We start from the raw sequence: 18,346 nt of genomic DNA, 5'->3' as shown, positions 1-18,346 counted from the left end.
GTGCGCTTAACGTACTTTGTTTCTGTCTTTTCCATAATGTTACTTTTTGTTGTAACGCTATTTCAGGACTAGACAGATAGCTGATAAAAAGGGAGGATGTCTGTTGTCCTCCCTTTTTTATGATCATCCGATATCTATTCCCAATAAATCTCTATAACTTCAGACTCTGAAAACATAGTGACAATCGTTTAAATGTGATAGCTTGCTTGTCCGGTAGCCTATATCGGAAATTGCTTGTCGGGACGGGAGACGGATGCTTTCGCGTACAGACGAAGAACGGCCGTTCCCATTGAAAGGAACGACCGTTTTCTTAGGAGAGATGCGGTATCTTCTTACTCTTCGAGAGTGAAGTCCAGCTGCTTTCTCTCCAGATTGGCACGGGCCACGCGGATGGTGATGGGGTCGCCCAGACTATAGGTGCGGTTCTTGCGGCGGCCGCGCAGGCAGTAGTTCTTCTCGTCGAACTCGTAGTAGTCGTCGTCGAGGTCGCGGATGGGTATCATGCCTTCGCACTTGTTTTCGTTGAGTTCCACATAGAGCCCCCATTCGGTGACGCCTGAGACGACGCCGTCGTACACCTGGCCGAGGTGTTCGGTCATAAACTCCACCTGTTTGTACTTCACGCTCGAACGTTCGGCGTTGGCGGCCAACTGCTCCATAGCGCTGGCGTGTTCGCACAGGGCTTCGTATTTCTTCTCGCTGACCGTGCGGCCTTGCTCGTCGAGATACTTCGTAAGCAGACGGTGCACCATCATGTCGGGATAGCGGCGGATGGGCGAAGTGAAATGCGTGTAGTAGTCGAAGGCCAAGCCGTAGTGGCCGATGTTGTGCACGGAATAGCGCGCCTTCTGCATGGCGCGGATGGAAACGGTCTCGATGAGGTTTTCTTCCTTCTTTCCCTGGATGTCGTCCAGCAGGTGGTTGATGGATTTCGATACGTCGGTCCTCGTGCCTGTGGTGCGCAGCTTGTAGCCGAAGCGGGCGATGAATTGGGCCAGCGTGTCGAGCTTCTCCGGGTCGGGCAGGTCGTGGATGCGGTAGGGGAACACCTTGGCTTTCTTTCCTTTGGGTACGCGGCCTATCTTTTCGGCTACAGTGCGGTTGGCCAGCAGCATGAATTCTTCGACCAGTTTGTTTGCGTCTTTCGACACCTTGAAGTAAACGCGGACGGGCTTGCCCTTTTCGTCTATTTCGAACTTCACTTCATAGCGGTCGAAGTTGATGGCCCCGGCGGCGAAGCGCCGTTCGCGCAGCTGCTTGGCGAGGCGGTTCAGCCGGAGAAGTTCTTCCTTGCAGTCGCCTTCGCCCGTCTCGATAATCTGCTGGGCCTCTTCGTAAGTGAAGCGGCGGTTGCTCTTGATGACGGTGTGCACCACGCGGGCGTCTTTCACCTCGGCCTTATCGTTCATTCGGAAGACGACGGAGTAGGCCAGTTTCTCCTCGTCGGGGCGGAGGGAGCAGATGTAGTTGCACAGGCGTTCGGGCAGCATAGGGATGGTGCGGTCTACGAGATAGACCGATGTGGCACGTTTCTCGGCTTCCTTGTCGATGAGGCTGCCTTCCTTGACGTAGTGAGTCACGTCGGCAATGTGTACGCCCACTTCCCAAAGGCCGTCCTTCAGTCGGCGGATGGAGAGGGCGTCGTCGAAGTCCTTGGCGTCTTTGGGGTCGATGGTGAAGGTCGTGACAGAGCGGAAGTCTTCGCGACGGGCCGTCTCTTCGGCAGGTATCTCGTCGGAAATGCGTTCGGCGGCCCGTTCTACGGTCGTCGGGTAGCTGTAGGGCAAACCGTATTCGGCGAGGATGGCGTGCATCTCGGTCGTGTTGTCGCCCGCGCAGCCTAAGATGTCGACGACTTGTCCGATGGGGTTCTTGGCTTTGTCGGGCCATTCGATGACCTTCACTACGGCCTTTTCGCCGCTCTTGCCGCCTTTCAGCTTGTCGCGGGGAATGAAGATGTCGTTGGCCAGGGTGCGGTTTTCGGTGACGAGGAAGGCATACGACTTAGTCACTTCGAGTGTGCCCACGAAGGTGTCGTTGGCGCGCTCCAGTATTTCGACGACTTCGCCCTCGGCGCTCCGTCCGTGGCGTTTGGCATAGAAGGCTATCTTTACGCGGTCGCCGGCCATGGCGTGTGCCGAGTTGCGTTCGGCGATGAAGATGGGGTCGCCTCCGCCGTCGGGGATGAAGGAGTTCTTGCCATTGCTCTTGCGCTGGAAGACGCCTGTCATTTCCACCCCGTGCAGGTTGAGCCTGTATTTGTTCTTTTCCGTTTCGTTGATGTAGTCGTCGTCCTGCAGTTCGCGGAGCACGTCCATGCAGAGCATTTTCAGCGGATGGGTGGTCAGATGAAGCTGGTCGAAGATGTACTTCAGGGGCAGCACTTCGCCCTGTTTTTGGTGGAAGAAGTCGAGCAGAGCCTTTACGAGTTCTTTCTTGGTCATACGTTTGCCGGCCTTCTTCTCTCTCTTTTCTTTTTTCTTTCCCATAATGCGGTAAATCGTTTTATCAGGTTTGACGGGATGAGCCGCTGCAAAGGTAACAAACTTTTGGGTTCGGCAGCTCAGGCTGTCTCTAAATTCTTGTCTTTGTGCAGAATTTGCAGGACAAAAGGAAAGGGATAACAGATTTGTCGTATCTTTGCGTCTCCTTTCAGAAATTAGGTTGTAACGATGAAAGACAAAAAAGAAAAGTCCGAAGAGGCAGTCCGTGAGGCCGGTATCCGTCGGGTGACTCTCGTGGGCAGCGTGATCAATCTGCTGCTGCTCGCGTTCAAGTTTGTAGCGGGCATCCTGGGACACAGTGCCGCCATGCTGGCCGATGCCGTCCATTCGTTGTCCGACTTCGTGACGGACATCATCGTCATCGTCTTCGTGCACATTTCGTCGAAGCCGGAAGACGAGAGATACGACTACGGTCACGGCAAGTACGAGACGCTGGCTACGGCCATCATCGGCCTGATACTGTTGTGCGTGGGCTTCGGCATCCTTTGGAACGGAGTCATGTCCATCCGGCACTTCTGGCAGGGAGGCGAACTGAAAGAACCGGGCATGCTGGCCCTGTGGGCGGCGCTGGTATCGGTTGTATTCAAGGAACTGCTGTACCGATATACCGTGCTGAAAGGCCGCCGGCTGAATTCGCAGGCCGTAGTGGCCAATGCCTGGCATCATCGGAGCGACGCGCTCTCGTCCGTCGGTACGGCCGCCGGCATCGGCGGTGCCATTCTGCTGGGCGAGCAGTGGCTCATCCTCGACCCGCTGGCGGCTGTGGTGGTGAGTTTGTTCATTATGAAGGTGGCCATCCGTCTGCTGGTGACTTGTGTCGAGGAACTGCTGGAGAAATCGCTCCCCGCCGAGATGGAGGAGAAAATCAGGCAGGAAATCCTGTCCTTTCCCGGTGTCACCGCCCCGCACCACCTGCGCACGCGGCGGATAGGCAGCAGCTATTCCATCGAGGTGCACATCCGCATGGACGGACGCATCACGCTTGAGGAGGCCCATCGCACCGCCACCGCTATCGAGAACCGCCTGAAGAGTGAGTTCGGAAGCCGGACTTACATCAATATACATGTAGAACCTGTAAAGTAAAAGAGCATGAAACAGAGTATTCTGATAACGGGCGCCAGCGGCTTCATCGGCAGCTTCCTGGTAGAAGAAGCCCTGCGTCGCGGGTTCGATACGTGGGCCGGCGTCCGCGCGTCGAGCAGCCGCAAGTATCTGCAAGACCCCGGCCTGCACTTCCTGGAGCTGGACTTCGCCCACACCGACCGCCTGCACGGGCAGCTCAAGGCCCATCGGGAAGCCTATGGGGCGTTCGACTACGTGGTGCACTGTGCGGGCGTGACGAAGTGCATCGACTCGGCCGACTTCGACCGCGTGAACTGCGGGCAGACCTGTGCCTTGGCCGATGCCCTTCGGAGCCTCGGCATGACGCCCCGCCAGTTTGCTTTCATCAGCACACTGAGCGTCTTCGGGCCTGTCCACGAAGATACCTACGAGCCCATCCGCGAAACCGACACGCCCCAACCCAACACAGCCTACGGACGGAGCAAGCTGAAAGCGGAGCAGGCTTTGCTGGCTATGGACGACTTCCCCTGCGTCATCTATCGCCCTACGGGTGTCTACGGCCCCCGCGAACGCGACTATTTCCTGATGGCCAAGTCCATCAGGCATCATCTTGACATGTCGGTGGGCTACCGGCGCCAGGATCTGACGTTTGTCTATGTGAAGGATGTGGTGCAGGCCGTGTTCCTCGGTATGGAACGGGGCGTGAAGGGACGCGCCTACTTCCTGTCCGACGGCCGGGTGTATGCCAGCCGCACGTTCTCCGACCTGATACGCCGCGAACTGGGCAATCCGCTGATTATTCGCATCAAATGTCCGCTGTTTCTGTTAAAAGTCGTATCTTTGCTGGTTGAAAGGTGGGCTGCCCTGCGGAAGACGACGAGCACGCTCAACCGCGACAAATATAATATAATGAAACAACGCAACTGGCAGTGCGACATCGCGCCCGCCGTCCGCGAGCTGGATTACCGGCCCGCCTACGACCTGGAGCGCGGCGTGAAGGAGACTATTGCCTGGTACAAGAAGGAAGGATGGCTTTAGATATATTCAAGATGGTGGATACCCGCAAGGGGCTTTTTGCAATAGAGAAGGTGTCGCTCATCTACAACCTGCTCACGTCGATACTGATACTGTTCCTGTATCAGCAGATGGACCATCCCCTGCGGATGCTGTCCGACCGTGTGTTGATAGCGGCCGTGACTTTCCTGCTGATGTATATCTACCGTCTGGCGCCCTGCCGGTTTTCGGCCTTCGTGCGCGTCACGATACAGATGTCACTCCTGTCCTACTGGTATCCCGACACGTATGAGTTCAACCGCCTCTTCCCCAATCTGGATCATATATTCGCTTCGGCCGAGCAATGGCTCTTCGGTGGGCAGCCCGCCATCTGGTTTGCCGAACGCCTGCCCTATATCTGGGTGAGCGAACCGCTCAACTTGGGTTACTTCTCCTATTATCCCATGATGCTGGTCATCGTGCTGTGGTACTTCATCCGCCGCTTCGACCTGCTGGAGAAGGTGTCGTTCGTCATCATCTCCTCCTTTTTCCTTTACTATTTCATCTATATTTTCGTGCCTGTGGCAGGCCCTCAGTTCTATTTCCCGGCCATCGGTATGGAGAATGCCCTGAACGGTGTTTTCCCCTCCGTCGGCGACTACTTCAACTACAACCGGGAACTGATGTCGGGGGCGGGCTACGAACATGGCTTCTTCTATAACCTTGTGGAAAGTTCGCAACAGGTGGGCGAGCGTCCTACGGCCGCCTTCCCTTCGTCGCATGTCGGTATATCGACCATTCTGATGATTATGGCCTGGCGCGGAAGCCGCTGGCTCTTTGTCTGCCTCATGCCTTTCTATCTGCTGCTCTGTTGTGCTACGGTCTACATCCAGGCACACTACCTCATTGATGCCGTTGCAGGCTTCGTCTCGGCTTTCGGGCTGTATGTGTTGGGCACGTGGATGTTCAAGCGCTGGTTTACGCAACCCATGTTCCGCTGATTGTATTCTTCTTTGGATGTATTCGCTTCGGCCTTTTCAGAGGCTGAAGAACTTCCGTCCTATCTCGTCGAAGATGGCGTAAAGCTCTTCCTCCGTCTCGGCGCGGAGCATGGCGATGCGGGTGTCTCGGAAGTTGGGCAGTCCCTTGAACAGCGGACTGGCGGCCAAGTGGCGGCGCACGTGGAGGATGCCGCGACGCTCGTCCAGCAGGTTGACGCTGTCTTTCACCTCCTGCCGGAGCACGTCCATGCACCATTGCGGAGTGAGCGGGGGCAGCTCCTCGCCCGTCTCCAGATAGTGCTTTACTTCCTTGAATATCCATGGGCGTCCGAAGCTGGCGCGGCCTATCATGATGGCATCCACACCGTAGCGTTCGAAGCACTCGCGGGCGCGTTGCGGGGTGGTGACGTCGCCGTTGCCGATGATGGGGATGTGCATGCGCGGGTTCTTCTTCACCTCGCCGATGAGCGTCCAGTCGGCTTCGCCCGTGTACATCTGTGCGCGGGTGCGGCCGTGAATGGTCAGGGCGCTGATGCCGCAATCCTGCAACTGTTCGGCCAGGGTGACGATAATCTTGTGTTCGGCGTCCCAGCCTAAGCGCGTCTTCACGGTGACGGGGATTTTGACCGCATCGACTACGGCGCGGGTAATCTCCAGCATCCGCGGAATGTCCCGCAGCATACCCGCGCCGGCTCCCTTGCCCGCCACACGCTTCACGGGGCAGCCGAAGTTCAGGTCGAGGATGTCGGGCCGTGCCTGCTCCACGATGCGTGCGGCTTCCACCATAGTGGCCGTGTCGCGTCCGTATATCTGGATGGCTACGGGGCGTTCTTCGTCGCTGATGTGGAGTTTCTGCTCCGTTTTGCTGACGGAGCGTATCAGGGCGTCGGCCGAGACGAACTCGGTGTACACCATGTCGGCGCCGAAACGCTTGCACATCAGGCGGAAGGCAGGGTCGGTCACGTCTTCCATCGGGGCGAGGAAGACCGGTTTTTCTCCTAAATCGGTATGATGTATCTGCATAATCTTTCTATTCCGGTGCAAAAGTAAGGAAAAAAGAGGTCGCTTCGGACATTTGGCGGCACGGAAAGTGAACAACCATCCGGGAAATAGCGTATTTTTGCGTTGGCAAAACGCCCGCAGCATACAGCCGGAATTGTCGTATCATCCTCCGTTTCGACAATTTTGTTTTGTATCTTTGCATAAGAAACAAAAATTCTTCCATAAGAGCGTTGCATTGTCAAAAAGAAAACCTACTTTTGCAGTGTCTTGGCGGAGAAATCTGCCGGGATGTTTTTTGAAAGAAAGCGTTTTCTGCTTTATCCTATAGAACAAAGTCTGGTAAATTTTGTGCAAGAAGGATAGAGGCGATGTGACGCTCATTCTGTGTGTGTTTGTGTACAAGCCCCCGTAAGCACGGCTTGTCGCATATACTTCAGCGTGGGATTTTTGTTTCTCGGCTCATTTCTTGTAAGGCTTTTCCAGACGCCCGTTTTATGATGAGCAAGACAAGTCCTACGCTTTCTGTATGGGAATACTCACTGTCTGTTTCGGGGACTTGCGGGCAGAAAACGAACGTTCTGAATGAAAACAAATGCCACCCTTTCCGTTCTGCCCACCCGGTGGAGCAAGTCATGTCATCCTTTATCGGATGAGACCTTAAAAAAGACTGCAATATCAGTAGTCATAATCAGTGTCATAGTACAAATATTTGTGATGATTTATTATTGGGATGTGCCTTTATATTCCGATGCAGGTTCTTATATAGAAAGAGCAAAGAAGTGCTATATGCAAGGAACATGGTATCCCAATAGCGACAATATTTATGATTATTATATATGGTCATTAGGCAATATCAACTGGCTTATTCTTCAGCTGAAGCTATTTGGAACCACCGCATACAATGCTGTTTTCAACTTATTATTTGAATTAGGTATCGTGTTCAATATCTATTACATAAGCAATTTCTTCTTTACGAAAAGAGTATCTTACGTATCTATTGCCTTATATTCCATTTTATATTCGAATTTGATAATTGTAGTTCCTACCCTGACGCAACTTCCCTATTTGCTTTTAGTTATTTCAGCTTTCTCTTTATGTCTTAAACCTACTTTTATAAAACTCTTTTTGGCAGGAGTGCTTTTTACATTAGGCAATAGTGTTCGTCCATTAGCCGTTTTATTTTTGATTTCATCCGTCGTCTATTTGATATTCTTTTATCGTTTAAAGTATAAATATTATTTCTCCCTTTTGATTAGTATATCGCTCTGTGTTGTTTTAATAGGATGTTGGACGTATAAAAATACCGGCCATTTCATTTATCAGTCGAGTACGTCAGGATATAATCTAATCATGGTTGCTAATGACGAAGCTACCGGAGGCGTGATTAATGTTTTTGGCCCAAACGATGCGGGATGGATTGAAAACGCTGATAAGGTGACGTATGAAGAAAAAGATAAAATCTTTAGAGAACGGGCTGTTGCTTGGATTATTGATAATCCAGGCAAATACATTCTTGGATATTTTAAGAGATTGTTTCTACTATATGTCGAAGATGCATGGAGTGATCGCTATTTCGCTCCCCACATAACACTTGGAGAGATTGGAAGACAAAACGGATTTACTGTAGAATTTATTGTGGAAAATATAATTCCCAGAATATTGAAAGGTACTTGTTACTACATTGTTTTGTTCTTAGGAATATGTTCTCTTTTCTCTATGCGGAAGGAAGATTGGAAATCTTCTAAAATCGTGTTGCTATTATTGTTTGTTTTGGGAACTTGTGCAACATGTATTTTCCCTCCCTGCGCTGCATATCATCATCCATACGTATTTATTATTGTAATTTGGGCAGCTTGGTATATCGAGAAACTGGTAGGAAAAACTGGCTTTAAGAGCAAAGAAGTTAAATAGGGCAGTCAATATCCTATATATTGTGTGACATGAAAGACAGTTATTTTGTTCAAATCCTCCTCCTTCTCCGCCCCTACCAGTGGATGAAGAATCTCTTCATCTTCCTGCCGCTGTTTTTCGACGGGCGGCTGTTTCAGGCCGACAGCCTGCTGGCCTGCATGACGGCGTTTGCGGCCTACTGCTTTGCCGCCAGTTCCATCTATTGCTTCAACGACATCTACGACCGCGAGGCCGACCGCCTGCATCCCAAGAAGCGGCTGCGGCCCATAGCCTGCGGTGCCGTGACGGTGGGAGCGGGCTACGCGCTGATGTCCGCAATGCTGCTTCTGGCGGGCGCCACCGTGCTCCTGCTGCCGGCGGGAAGCCGTTGCGGCGTGTGGGCGCTGCTGGCTTTCTACTACGTGATGAACATCGCCTATTGCGTGCGGCTGAAGCGCATCGCCGTGGTCGACGTCTTTGTCATCGCCACCGGCTTTGTGCTGCGCATCGTGGTGGGCGGCGTGGCTGCAAGCATACACCTGTCCCACTGGATTGTATTGATGACGTTTCTGCTGGCGCTCTTTCTGGCCTTTGCCAAGCGGAGAGACGACGTGGTGATATACGAGAACACGGGCGTCAAGACGCGCAGCAACATCAACCGCTACAACCTCGCCTTTATGAACCAGGCCATCTCCATCGTCGCCACCATCACGATGGTGTGCTACATCATGTACACCGTCAGCGAGGAAGTGATGCTCCGCATCGACAGCACCTTCCTCTACGGCACCTCGGTGTTTGTGCTGGCGGGCATCATCCACTACCTGCAACTCACCATCGTGGACGTGAAGAGCGGAAGCCCCACCCGCGTGCTCCTGACCGACCGCTTCGTGCAGCTCTGCATCGCGGGCTGGCTCCTGTCGTTCCTCGTCATTCTCTATCTGTAAAAACGGCGTGCGCATGGAAACAAGACAGATAGCCGTCTTCGACTTCGACGGCACCATCACCAAGGGCGACACTTTCCTGCCGCTCCTCCGCTTTGCCTTCGGCGACGTGAAGCTGCTGTGCGGCCTGCTGTGCAACCTGCCCTGGCTCGCGGCATACAAGTGCGGCTCTACCCGAACGGGAAGGCCAAGCAGCGGCTCTTCGGCTGGTTTTTTGCAGGCATGACGCTGCGGCGCTTCGACGAAGTCTGCACCCGCTTCTTCGCCGTCCGGGGTGCCGGCATGATACGTCCCGACGCCCGCGCCCGCATTGCCGACTGCCTGAGCCGGGGAGCGGAAGTGCTGATTGTCAGCGCCAGTGCCGACAACTGGGTGCGCCCCTTCGCCCGCCATCTCGGCATCGCCGAAGTCATGGGCACGCAGGCGGAAGTCTCGGCGGAAGGCATACTGACGGGCCGCTTCGCCACGCCCAACTGCTACGGCCCGGAGAAGGTGGCGCGCCTCGCGGCACGCATCCCCGACCGGACGCATTGCCGCATCGAGGCATACGGTGACAGCCGGGGCGACCGCGAACTGCTGGCCTTTGCCGACGAGCCTCATTACAAACTCTTTAAAGACTAACCAACTCCCGTTATTTTTTCTGTTATGAATATTCTGTTAATCATCATCAGCGTCCTGCTCAACTGCGCCGCGCAGCTCTGCATCCGCAAGGGGATGCTCCTCGTGGGCGAGGTGGGCCTGTCGGGACTTTGGGGCCACATCGGCGCGATGCTTTCCAATGTCTGGCTGTGGCTGGCCATGCTGTGCTATGCCGTCAGTATTCTGATGTGGATGGCCATTCTTTCCAAAGTGGAAGTCAGTTTCGCCTATCCGTTTCTCAGCATAGGCTATGTCGTGGCGGCCCTTGTAGGCTATTACTTTTTCGGCGAGTCGCTGACGCCCGTGCGCATTGCGGGCATCATCGTCATCTGTTTAGGCGTGTATTTAATTTCAAGAAGCTAAGAAAAAAATGAACCATTGGATTTTCGGAGGAAACGGATTTGTCGGACGCTACCTGGCAAACGCCCTGCTGGAAAGGGGCGGCGACGTGTGCGTGTGCGACCTTCAAGCGTGTGCGGACGAGCGCATCCATGCAGGTTGCCGCTATTATAAGGCCGACATCCGCGACAAGTCATGCTTGGAAAAGCTCCCTATCGGGAAAGACGACATCGTGATAAACCTTGCGGCCAACCAGTATCATACGAAAGTGCCCCGCGACCGCAAGACCTACTTTTTCAGCGTCAACACGGCGGGCACGCAGAACCTGTTGGAAGTGACTTACGAGAAAGGGTGCCGCAACTACCTCATGTTTACAACAGACATGACTTACGGCAAGCCGCAATACCTTCCCGTAGATACCACCCACCCGCAGAATCCGTTCGGGCCTTACGGGCAGAGCAAGAAGGCATGCGAGCAGCTGTGTTTCGCCTATCGGCGGAAAGGGATGAACATCACCGTCATGCGGCCCCGCATGATTAACGGGCCGGGGCGTCTCGGCATTCTTGTCAAGCTGTTCAAGCTGATAGACATGAACCTTCCCGTGCCCATGATAGGCAACGGAAAGAACCACTACCAGATGATTTCCGTGTTCGATTGCGTGACGGCCGTTCTCTGTGCCATAGACAAAGGCCTGCCCAACGACGAATACAACCTCGGTTCAAAAGACTCGCCGGACATACGCACGTTGCTGCGCGGGGTGATACGTTCCGCACATTCGCGTTCGTTTGTCGTTGCCACGCCCGGCAGGATAGTGAAGTGGGTATTGAACCTCTTCGATGCCGCCGGTCTGCCCATCATGTATAAAGAGCAGTTTATGATAGCCGACGAAGAGTATATCCTCGACATCAGCAAGACCGAGCGCGATTTGGACTGGCATCCCCGATACAACGATGAAGATATGCTGAAGGAGGCATATCGGATGTATCGCGACCTGAAGCCGCGCAAATGAGACCCTGAGACAAAATCCCGAAGCCCGGAAACCTTCCTGCACGTTGCAGGACGTTTTCCCAAAGCCCGGAAACCTTCCTGCGCTCTGCAGGGCGTTTTCCCGAAGCTGGAAACCTTCCTGCGCTCTGCAGGGCGTTTTCCCGAAGTCGGGAAACCTTTCTGTGCTCTGCAAGGAGAAATTGCAAAGCTGCGAAACCTTCCTGCGTTGTGCAGGACGTTTTCTTAGGGTTGCGAAACCTTCCTGCGACGTGCAGGACGGAATTGCAGGGTTGCGAAACCTTCCTGCAGCGTGCAGGACGTTTTCGCAGAGTTGCGAAGCCTTCCCCGCAGCGGGGCGGCGGGAAAATTGCAGGTTTGGCGGCTTTGCCTTATTTTTCGCCCAAGTCTATGTCGACTATCTTCATATTCTGTTGCGTTTTGGGTGCAAAGTACGGAAAAAAGAGCAATCTTAGGAGGTAAGATTGCGATATACTGAGTAATATGCTTATCTTTGTGTTTGAAATGTAAAGCAGAATGTATATATGAAACGTCCCGACATTCTTCGTTTGATAGCCGATGCGGTCCGTAGGGTGGCACCTACAGCCCAGACTATCGTATATGGTTCGGAAGCACGCGGCGATGCCCGTCCCGATTCGGATATTGACCTGCTGATACTGCTTGATAACAGCGATGTGCTTACGCCCGAAAGAGAATTGGATTTGCGTCGCCCGCTTTCGGAACTGGAAGCCCGGACAGGTGTTGCAATCAACGTACTGGTTACTCTACGCAGCCTTTGGGAAAAGATGGTCAGTCCTTTTACTATCAATGTCAATAGGGAGGGAGTCGTGTTATGAAGCAGTTGCTGGATGATGAAACGCGGGCGGCTATTGTCGGCTATCGGTTGGAACGTGCCTATAGCACGCTTGGCGAGGCTGATTTGTTATATGGCAGTGGTTATTTTAATGCTGCTGTAAACCGCTTGTACTATGCCTGTTATTATGCCGCTGTGGCATTGCTGTTGAGCAGGGGGATAGACACTGCGACACACAATGGTGTGAAGACACAGCTGTCCATGTATTTTGTTCGTAACGGAAAGCTTAGCATTGAGCATAGTACGACGTTTGGTCTGCTTTTCGACAAGCGTCATAGCAGTGATTATAGTGATTTTGCTTATTGTGATGCTGCGTTGGTAGAAATGTTGCGTCCGCGGGCGGAGGCTTTCATTGATGCGGTAAGCAAGCTGATCGAAAATAACAATGGAACTGAAGGACTTTGAAATCATGGCTCCCGTCGGCTCGCGCGAGTCGCTGGCCGCCGCCATACAGGCCGGAGCGGACTCCGTCTACTTCGGCATCGGAAACCTGAACATGCGTGCCCGCTCGGCCGGTACGTTCACCGTCGACGACCTGCGCGACATCGCCCGCACGTGCGACGCACACGGCATGAAGAGCTACCTCACCGTGAACACCATCATCTACGACCGCGACCTCTCCCCGATGCGCACCCTCGTGCAGGCCGCCCGCGACGCCGGCATCTCGGCCGTCATTGCCGCCGACGTGGCCGTGATGGCCTTCGCCCGCGAAATAGGGCAGGAAGTGCACCTCAGCACGCAGCTCAACATCGGCAACGTCGAGGCGCTGCGCTTCTACGCCCGGTTTGCCGACGTGGTGGTGCTGGCACGCGAGCTGAACCTGGAGCAGGTGGCCGAAATCCACCGCCACATCTGCGAGGAAAACATCTGCGGCCCGTCGGGCCGGCCCATCCGCATCGAGATGTTCTGTCACGGAGCCTTGTGCATGGCCGTCAGCGGAAAGTGCTATTTGTCGCTCCACCAGATGGACAGCTCGGCCAACCGGGGCGCGTGCATGCAGGTGTGCCGCCGCTCCTATCTCGTGCGCGACGCGGAGACCGGTGCCGAACTGGAGGTCGACAACCGTTACATCATGTCGCCCAAAGACCTGAAGACCATCCACTTTATGAACAAGATGATGGACGCGGGCGTGCGGGTGTTCAAGATAGAAGGCCGTGCGCGCGGGCCGGAGTACGTGCGCACCGTGACGGAGTGCTACAAGGAGGCCGTGCGCGCCTGCCTGGACCATACGTTTACGGACGAGAAGATCAAGGCGTGGAACGGGCGTCTGGCCACCGTCTTCAACCGGGGCTTCTGGGACGGCTACTATCTGGGCCGGCGGCTGGGCGAATGGACGAAAAACTACGGTTCGGCGGCTACGGAGCGCAAAATCTACGTGGGGCGGGGCATCCGCTACTTCTCCCGCATCGGCGTGGCCGAGTTCCTCGTGGAGGCGGCCGAAGTCAGCGTGGGCGACCGCCTGCTCATCACCGGCCCTACGACCGGCGCCGAGTACGTCACGCTGGACGAGGCCCGTGTCGACTTGAAACCCGTGCAGACCGTCCGCAAGGGCGAACACTTTTCGATGAAAAGCGTCAGGATACGCCCCAGCGACAAGCTCTACAAGCTGGTCGGCCTCGAAGAACTGAAGCGCTTCAAGGGACTGGATGTGGAGAAGCAGCGAGGATAATCGTTTCACCGCAGGGGCTGCCGGGTCTCACAAATCTTCTGTGCGACTCCGTGCTCTCTGTGGTGGGTTCAAAACAATAAACTATGATGGCAGAAAAATACGTCTACGAACTGGAAATGAAGGTGCGCGACTACGAATGCGACCTGCAAGGCATTGTGAACAACGCCAACTATCAGCACTATCTGGAGCATACGCGCCACGAGTTTCTCACCTCCGTCGGGCTTAGCTTCGCCGCCCTTCACGAGCAGGGGGTCGACCCTGTGGTGGCCCGCATCAGCATGGCTTTCAAGACGCCTCTGAAGAGCGGCGACGAGTTCGTCTCGAAGCTCTACATGAAGAAAGAAGGCATCCGCTACGTTTTCTATCAGGACATCTTCCGCAAGCGCGACGGGCGTGTGGTGCTGAAAGGCGTGGTCGAGGCCGTCTGCGTGGTCGGCGGGCGCCTGGGGGCGAGCACGTTGTTCGACCGCGTCTTTGCCCCTTATCTTTCCTCTTCGGCCGACTGAGAAATCCTTCCTTACCGAACCCGCAACGCCATGAATACCGACGAACGACTTTGCAGCATCGCCCTGACCCTCTGTCCGGGCATCGGGCCTATCGGCGCCCGACGGTTGGTGGAGGCCGCCGGCAGTGCGGCCGACGTGTTCCGCCTGCGTGCGGAGCTGTCCGAGCGTTTTCCCGGCATCCCCCGCGTTTCTTCTGTCGCGGCCGCGCTCGACCATCCTTCCGCCTTCCGCCGGGCCGAGCAGGAATTGGAGTGGGCCGTGAAAAACCGGGTGGACTGCCTGACGCTGGCCGACGAACGCTATCCCTCGCGGCTGCGCGACTGTGAGGATGCCCCCGTCGTCCTGTTCTTCAAGGGAAATGCCGACCTCAACCGCCTGCGGGTGGTCAGCCTGGTGGGGACGCGCCGTGCGACCGACTACGGCAAACGCTTCTGCGCCGACTTCCTCCGCGACCTTTCCGGCCTGTGTTCCGACGTGCTGGTGGTCAGCGGCCTGGCCTACGGCATCGACGTGCATGCCCATCGGGCCGCTCTGGCCAACGGGCTTTCTACGGTGGGAATACTGGCTCACGGGCTGGACCGCATCTATCCTTCGGCCCATCGGAAAACGGCCGTCGACATGCTGGCCGAAGGCGGCCTGCTGACGGAGTTTCTCACGGACACCGAGCCCGACCGGTATAATTTCGTCAGCCGCAACCGCATCGTGGCGGGCATGAGCGATGCGGTTATCGTGGTGGAGTCGGCAGTCAAGGGCGGTTCGCTCATCACGGCGGATTTGGCGGAGGGGTATCATCGCGACTGCTTTGCCGTGCCCGGCCGTGCGACGGACGAATATTCGGCAGGCTGCAACCGCCTGATACGCGACAACAAGGCGGCCCTGATAAACGATGCGTCGGACTTCGTGCAGGCCATGAACTGGGGGCGGAGCGAGAAGAAACGCGGGACGGCAGCCGTCCAGCGCAACCTTTTCTCCGAACTGACGGAAGAGGAAGCGCGTGTGGTCAGGATCCTGGGGCGCGGCGATTTGCACATCAATACGCTGATCGTCGAGGCCGACATTCCGATAAACCGCATGAGCGTCCTTCTTTTTGAACTGGAAATGAAAGGGGTGGTGAAAGCGATGGTGGGCGGAGTGTACCATCTGTTGGCATAGCCTCCTCCCTGAAAAAACATTTCGCCGGCCCCTCACGAGCGCTTCGTGAAAGGCCGGCGAAACAGCGGGTTTCAGTCGTCGTATTCCGTGCGTAGGATTTCGCCTGTGGGGCTGACGTACAGCTCCAGTTCTTCGCGTCCTTTGCGCACTTCTATTTCGTACCAGCTTGTGCCTTCCGCCGTTTCCACGAAAGTGAATTCATTGTCGTCCGGCGTATATCCGTTGGCTTTGATTGCCTGCTTCACGGCCTCCGGCAATTCTCGCACTTCCCATTCCGTGCGTACCCATTGATTCTGTCCGTTGAACAGGACTTCCTTTTCGATGCCGTCGTGCCGTATGTCTATCTCTAAGTAGCCGTCCTCGTAGTCTTTGTCTATAATGACTGCGCCGGGATACTTCTTCTCGATGAAGCTTTGAATGTCGTCCTCTACGGGCAGGCTGCCGCTCCCCTGGCTGCCGCTCCCGCTCTGTGGACGGTCTTCGCCGATGAGGCCTTTCTCGTTTACGTAGACCTTTACTTCGCGGCCGTGTGCCGTTTTAAGCTCGAAGCAGTAGTAGGTTCCGTTGTCGCGTGTGTCGTATTTCTCCACGTCGTCGATTGCATTGTCGTTAGTGGTGTAGTGGGACGAAGTACGCAGAAAGTTCAGGATGTTGCCCGGAATTTGCGACAGATCCCTGCGTTCATATTTGGTTTTGGTGTAAACCCACTCCTGCCGTTTGTCGAACAGGATTTCGTGCTTCAGCCCGTCGGCGATGATTTCCACTTCCGTTCCGTCCGACTCACGTTCATAGTCCACGATGCGTGCGTTGGGGAAGTGTTCGTCGAGCCATTTCTGTATGTTCCCTTCCGGTTGCTGCGGCAGGTATTCGTGGTAGTCGTCATCCGTTTTTGCATCTCTGATTTCCTTTATCAGGATACCCTCCTCCGTATAGTACAGGTCAACTTCGGTTTCCACGCCTTCTTCTCTCAGGCTTACTTCGATGATGTACAGCGTTTCGTTGTTGTCGCTGCGTTGCAGCTTGTCTATTTCGTCATCTATTCGCCCGTTTGCATACGGGCCTGCCTCGAAAGCGGCCTTTACGGTTGCGGGCAGCTGCTGGTAGCTTATTTCGGTTTCCGTCATGTTCCAGTGCCCTGTCATGCTGAACCATGCCGTGCTATTGGGCTCATGGCCGCCGGCACGTGTATCGGCCAGATAAAAATCGGCCACGACGTATGTATCTTTGATGCTCCAGGTCACGTTGGTGGCAGTAGGGTATCTTTGGTTGAATTCCAGAATAACCTCTTTGGGAATGTTTTCGGGGACGGGGTTGGGAGACAAGTCGTCGTTGTCGCTGCAGGATGTCATCAGAATGAAGACTCCTGTAAGCAGAATGCGGCATAATGGTAAGAGTCTGTTCATAATCAGTCGTTTTTGAATTTGTTAATAGGTTTGGTTTCAAGTATGGCCGGTTATCCGGCTTTTCTCGGTGCAAATAAACAAAATAAATCGGGAAAAAAACTGGAAATCGCTCTAATTTGAATGGCTTTTCGGTGATTTGCATGTCGAAAGGAGGGCGTTGGGAACGTATAGGCAAAAAAAATGGGCTCCGCTGAGCCCAAACCTTTGTTAACCTTAAATCTAATACTATGAAAAAAATCACTGCACAAAGGTGAAGCTTTTTTTCTTAACCTCCAAATTAATTGTACTTTTTACACTTTATTTTAAGCTACTTTCATTATTTTTCACTGTTTTCGAACACGGCAACCCTTTATTTCATTGTTCGCGCACACAGATTTCGGATTTGAAGTAAATTTCGCATGATATGTATCAAGTTGTAAATCGGATAGGACAAGGTATTTCCCTTTCGTTTTGCGGGGCGGTATTGGAATGAGAAAACGTCGTTTTTCGCTGCAATACTCTGTGATTTGTTGCCGGCTTCTTGTCGCCTGAAATAAAGAACTCCCCTGCCGGGAGTTTCCGACAGAGGAGTTCGCGTTGATATTAATCAAATGTAGAAAGGAGTCTGTTCAGTCTTTCAGCTTGGCGCGGATGAAGTCGCGGTTCAGGCGGGCGATGTTGCTGATGGAGACATTCTTCGGACATTCGGCTTCGCAGGCACGGGTGTTGGTACAGTTACCGAAGCCCAGTTCGTCCATCTTGGCCAACATGGCCTTGGCGCGGCGCAGTGCTTCGGGTTTGCCTTGAGGCAGCAGGTTGAGCTGGCTTACCTTAGCCGATACGAACAACATGGCCGAACCGTTCTTGCAGGCAGCTACGCAGGCGCCGCAGCCGATGCAGCTGGCGGCGTCCATAGCCTCGTCGGCGATGGTCTTCGGGATGAGGATGGCGTTGGCGTCCTGTGGGGCACCTGTGTTCACGCTTACGTAGCCGCCGGCCTGCATAATCTTGTCGTAAGCCGTGCGGTCTACCATCAGGTCTTTGATGACAGGGAAACCGGCCGAACGCCAGGGCTCTACGGTGATGGTGTCGCCGTCGTTGAAGCGGCGCATGTAAATCTGGCAGGTGGTTGCGCCCTGTGCAGGCCCGTGCGGATGCCCGTTGATGTAGAGTGAACACATACCGCAGATCCCTTCGCGGCAGTCGTGGTCGAATACAACCGGTTCCTTACCTTCAGAAATCAGCTGCTCGTTCAGGATGTCCAGCATTTCCAGGAAAGAAGTATCGCCGGGAATGTCTTTCATCTGATAGGTTTCGAAAGCGCCTTTGGCTTTAGGGCCTGCCTGACGCCATACTTTCAGTGTAAATGATATGTTTTTATCCATTTTCGTTAGTTCTTTAATTGTTC

General features: G+C 54.5%; 18 protein-coding genes. 14 read left to right on the top strand and 4 right to left on the bottom strand.

Going from position 1 to position 18,346, the window contains the following annotated elements; genetic code table 11:
- Nucleotides 1-332 precede the first annotated feature (332 nt).
- Complete coding sequence (rnr, locus tag Q0Z70_RS07990) at nucleotides 333-2,489, bottom strand: ribonuclease R (RefSeq protein ID WP_298073567.1); 2,157 nt, start codon at nucleotides 2,487-2,489, stop codon at nucleotides 333-335.
- Nucleotides 2,490-2,672: 183 nt separating this feature from the next.
- Here rnr and Q0Z70_RS07985 point away from each other — a divergent pair, with 183 nt between their 5' ends.
- The 3 genes from Q0Z70_RS07985 to Q0Z70_RS07975 are packed head-to-tail and all read left to right on the top strand — an operon-like array spanning nucleotide 2,673 to nucleotide 5,560.
- Nucleotides 2,673-3,587, top strand: coding sequence for a cation diffusion facilitator family transporter (locus Q0Z70_RS07985; RefSeq protein WP_298073566.1), 915 nt, complete (start codon nucleotides 2,673-2,675; stop codon nucleotides 3,585-3,587).
- A gap of 6 nt (nucleotides 3,588-3,593) precedes the next feature.
- On the top strand, nucleotides 3,594-4,604 hold the full coding sequence (locus Q0Z70_RS07980; RefSeq protein WP_298073565.1) for an NAD(P)-dependent oxidoreductase: 1,011 nt from the start codon (nucleotides 3,594-3,596) through the stop codon (nucleotides 4,602-4,604).
- Entirely contained in the window at nucleotides 4,595-5,560 is a 966-nt protein-coding gene (locus tag Q0Z70_RS07975) for a phosphatase PAP2 family protein (RefSeq protein ID WP_298073564.1), read from the top strand. Before Q0Z70_RS07980 ends, Q0Z70_RS07975 begins: the two co-directional genes overlap by 10 nt.
- Before the next feature lie 36 nt (nucleotides 5,561-5,596).
- Here the strand turns inward: Q0Z70_RS07975 and dusB are convergent, their stop codons facing one another.
- Nucleotides 5,597-6,583, bottom strand: a complete 987-nt coding sequence (dusB, locus tag Q0Z70_RS07970; protein ID WP_298073563.1) for a tRNA dihydrouridine synthase DusB — start codon at nucleotides 6,581-6,583, stop codon at nucleotides 5,597-5,599.
- A 561-nt stretch (nucleotides 6,584-7,144) separates the two neighbouring features.
- Between dusB and Q0Z70_RS07965 the strand changes: the two genes are divergently transcribed.
- From Q0Z70_RS07965 to dprA, 11 genes are all read left to right on the top strand, one after another.
- Complete coding sequence (locus tag Q0Z70_RS07965; protein ID WP_298073562.1) at nucleotides 7,145-8,473, top strand: hypothetical protein; 1,329 nt, start codon at nucleotides 7,145-7,147, stop codon at nucleotides 8,471-8,473.
- 29 nt (nucleotides 8,474-8,502) lie between these two features.
- Nucleotides 8,503-9,396 (top strand): decaprenyl-phosphate phosphoribosyltransferase, encoded by an 894-nt coding sequence (locus tag Q0Z70_RS07960; RefSeq protein WP_298073561.1) that lies wholly within the window; start codon nucleotides 8,503-8,505, stop codon nucleotides 9,394-9,396.
- 13 nt (nucleotides 9,397-9,409) lie between these two features.
- Nucleotides 9,410-9,619 (top strand): hypothetical protein, encoded by a 210-nt coding sequence (locus Q0Z70_RS07955; protein WP_298073560.1) that lies wholly within the window; start codon nucleotides 9,410-9,412, stop codon nucleotides 9,617-9,619.
- Nucleotides 9,526-10,014, top strand: coding sequence for an HAD-IB family hydrolase (locus tag Q0Z70_RS07950; protein ID WP_366807211.1), 489 nt, complete (start codon nucleotides 9,526-9,528; stop codon nucleotides 10,012-10,014). Before Q0Z70_RS07955 ends, Q0Z70_RS07950 begins: the two co-directional genes overlap by 94 nt.
- Before the next feature lie 24 nt (nucleotides 10,015-10,038).
- On the top strand, nucleotides 10,039-10,395 hold the full coding sequence (locus tag Q0Z70_RS07945; RefSeq protein ID WP_298073558.1) for an SMR family transporter: 357 nt from the start codon (nucleotides 10,039-10,041) through the stop codon (nucleotides 10,393-10,395).
- A 7-nt stretch (nucleotides 10,396-10,402) separates the two neighbouring features.
- Complete coding sequence (locus Q0Z70_RS07940) at nucleotides 10,403-11,380, top strand: NAD(P)-dependent oxidoreductase (protein WP_298073557.1); 978 nt, start codon at nucleotides 10,403-10,405, stop codon at nucleotides 11,378-11,380.
- A 520-nt stretch (nucleotides 11,381-11,900) separates the two neighbouring features.
- Entirely contained in the window at nucleotides 11,901-12,212 is a 312-nt protein-coding gene (locus tag Q0Z70_RS07935) for a nucleotidyltransferase domain-containing protein (protein WP_298073556.1), read from the top strand.
- Complete coding sequence (locus Q0Z70_RS07930; RefSeq protein ID WP_298073555.1) at nucleotides 12,209-12,634, top strand: HEPN domain-containing protein; 426 nt, start codon at nucleotides 12,209-12,211, stop codon at nucleotides 12,632-12,634. Before Q0Z70_RS07935 ends, Q0Z70_RS07930 begins: the two co-directional genes overlap by 4 nt.
- A complete protein-coding gene (locus Q0Z70_RS07925; protein ID WP_298073554.1) occupies nucleotides 12,615-13,898 on the top strand; it encodes a peptidase U32 family protein in 1,284 nt (427 codons plus the stop codon). Before Q0Z70_RS07930 ends, Q0Z70_RS07925 begins: the two co-directional genes overlap by 20 nt.
- An 86-nt stretch (nucleotides 13,899-13,984) precedes the next feature.
- Nucleotides 13,985-14,404, top strand: a complete 420-nt coding sequence (locus Q0Z70_RS07920) for an acyl-CoA thioesterase (RefSeq protein WP_298073568.1) — start codon at nucleotides 13,985-13,987, stop codon at nucleotides 14,402-14,404.
- Between the two features lie 30 nt (nucleotides 14,405-14,434).
- A complete protein-coding gene (gene dprA / locus Q0Z70_RS07915) occupies nucleotides 14,435-15,556 on the top strand; it encodes a DNA-processing protein DprA (RefSeq protein WP_298073553.1) in 1,122 nt (373 codons plus the stop codon).
- A 71-nt stretch (nucleotides 15,557-15,627) separates the two neighbouring features.
- Here the strand turns inward: dprA and Q0Z70_RS07910 are convergent, their stop codons facing one another.
- Both Q0Z70_RS07910 and Q0Z70_RS07905 read right to left on the bottom strand, forming a co-directional pair.
- Entirely contained in the window at nucleotides 15,628-16,959 is a 1,332-nt protein-coding gene (locus Q0Z70_RS07910) for a PepSY-like domain-containing protein (RefSeq protein ID WP_298073552.1), read from the bottom strand.
- A gap of 608 nt (nucleotides 16,960-17,567) precedes the next feature.
- Complete coding sequence (locus Q0Z70_RS07905) at nucleotides 17,568-18,323, bottom strand: succinate dehydrogenase/fumarate reductase iron-sulfur subunit (protein ID WP_021846986.1); 756 nt, start codon at nucleotides 18,321-18,323, stop codon at nucleotides 17,568-17,570.
- Nucleotides 18,324-18,346 lie beyond the last annotated feature (23 nt).

Source organism: uncultured Bacteroides sp. (assembly GCF_947632445.1).
Lineage (GTDB): Bacteria > Bacteroidota > Bacteroidia > Bacteroidales > Bacteroidaceae > Bacteroides.
The sequence above is the reverse complement of the archived record's forward strand: the minus strand, read 5'-3'. Positions and strand labels throughout refer to the sequence as shown.

Coding starts and splice junctions, on each gene's coding strand:
- rnr (WP_298073567.1), bottom strand. CDS start 2,489: ATGGGAAAGAAAAAAGAAAAGAGAGAGAAGAAGGCCGGCAAACGTATG.
- Q0Z70_RS07985 (WP_298073566.1), top strand. CDS start 2,673: ATGAAAGACAAAAAAGAAAAGTCCGAAGAGGCAGTCCGTGAGGCCGGT.
- Q0Z70_RS07980 (WP_298073565.1), top strand. CDS start 3,594: ATGAAACAGAGTATTCTGATAACGGGCGCCAGCGGCTTCATCGGCAGC.
- Q0Z70_RS07975 (WP_298073564.1), top strand. CDS start 4,595: ATGGCTTTAGATATATTCAAGATGGTGGATACCCGCAAGGGGCTTTTT.
- dusB (WP_298073563.1), bottom strand. CDS start 6,583: ATGCAGATACATCATACCGATTTAGGAGAAAAACCGGTCTTCCTCGCC.
- Q0Z70_RS07965 (WP_298073562.1), top strand. CDS start 7,145: ATGAAAACAAATGCCACCCTTTCCGTTCTGCCCACCCGGTGGAGCAAG.
- Q0Z70_RS07960 (WP_298073561.1), top strand. CDS start 8,503: ATGAAAGACAGTTATTTTGTTCAAATCCTCCTCCTTCTCCGCCCCTAC.
- Q0Z70_RS07955 (WP_298073560.1), top strand. CDS start 9,410: ATGGAAACAAGACAGATAGCCGTCTTCGACTTCGACGGCACCATCACC.
- Q0Z70_RS07945 (WP_298073558.1), top strand. CDS start 10,039: ATGAATATTCTGTTAATCATCATCAGCGTCCTGCTCAACTGCGCCGCG.
- Q0Z70_RS07940 (WP_298073557.1), top strand. CDS start 10,403: ATGAACCATTGGATTTTCGGAGGAAACGGATTTGTCGGACGCTACCTG.
- Q0Z70_RS07935 (WP_298073556.1), top strand. CDS start 11,901: ATGAAACGTCCCGACATTCTTCGTTTGATAGCCGATGCGGTCCGTAGG.
- Q0Z70_RS07930 (WP_298073555.1), top strand. CDS start 12,209: ATGAAGCAGTTGCTGGATGATGAAACGCGGGCGGCTATTGTCGGCTAT.
- Q0Z70_RS07925 (WP_298073554.1), top strand. CDS start 12,615: ATGGAACTGAAGGACTTTGAAATCATGGCTCCCGTCGGCTCGCGCGAG.
- Q0Z70_RS07920 (WP_298073568.1), top strand. CDS start 13,985: ATGGCAGAAAAATACGTCTACGAACTGGAAATGAAGGTGCGCGACTAC.
- dprA (WP_298073553.1), top strand. CDS start 14,435: ATGAATACCGACGAACGACTTTGCAGCATCGCCCTGACCCTCTGTCCG.
- Q0Z70_RS07910 (WP_298073552.1), bottom strand. CDS start 16,959: ATGAACAGACTCTTACCATTATGCCGCATTCTGCTTACAGGAGTCTTC.
- Q0Z70_RS07905 (WP_021846986.1), bottom strand. CDS start 18,323: ATGGATAAAAACATATCATTTACACTGAAAGTATGGCGTCAGGCAGGC.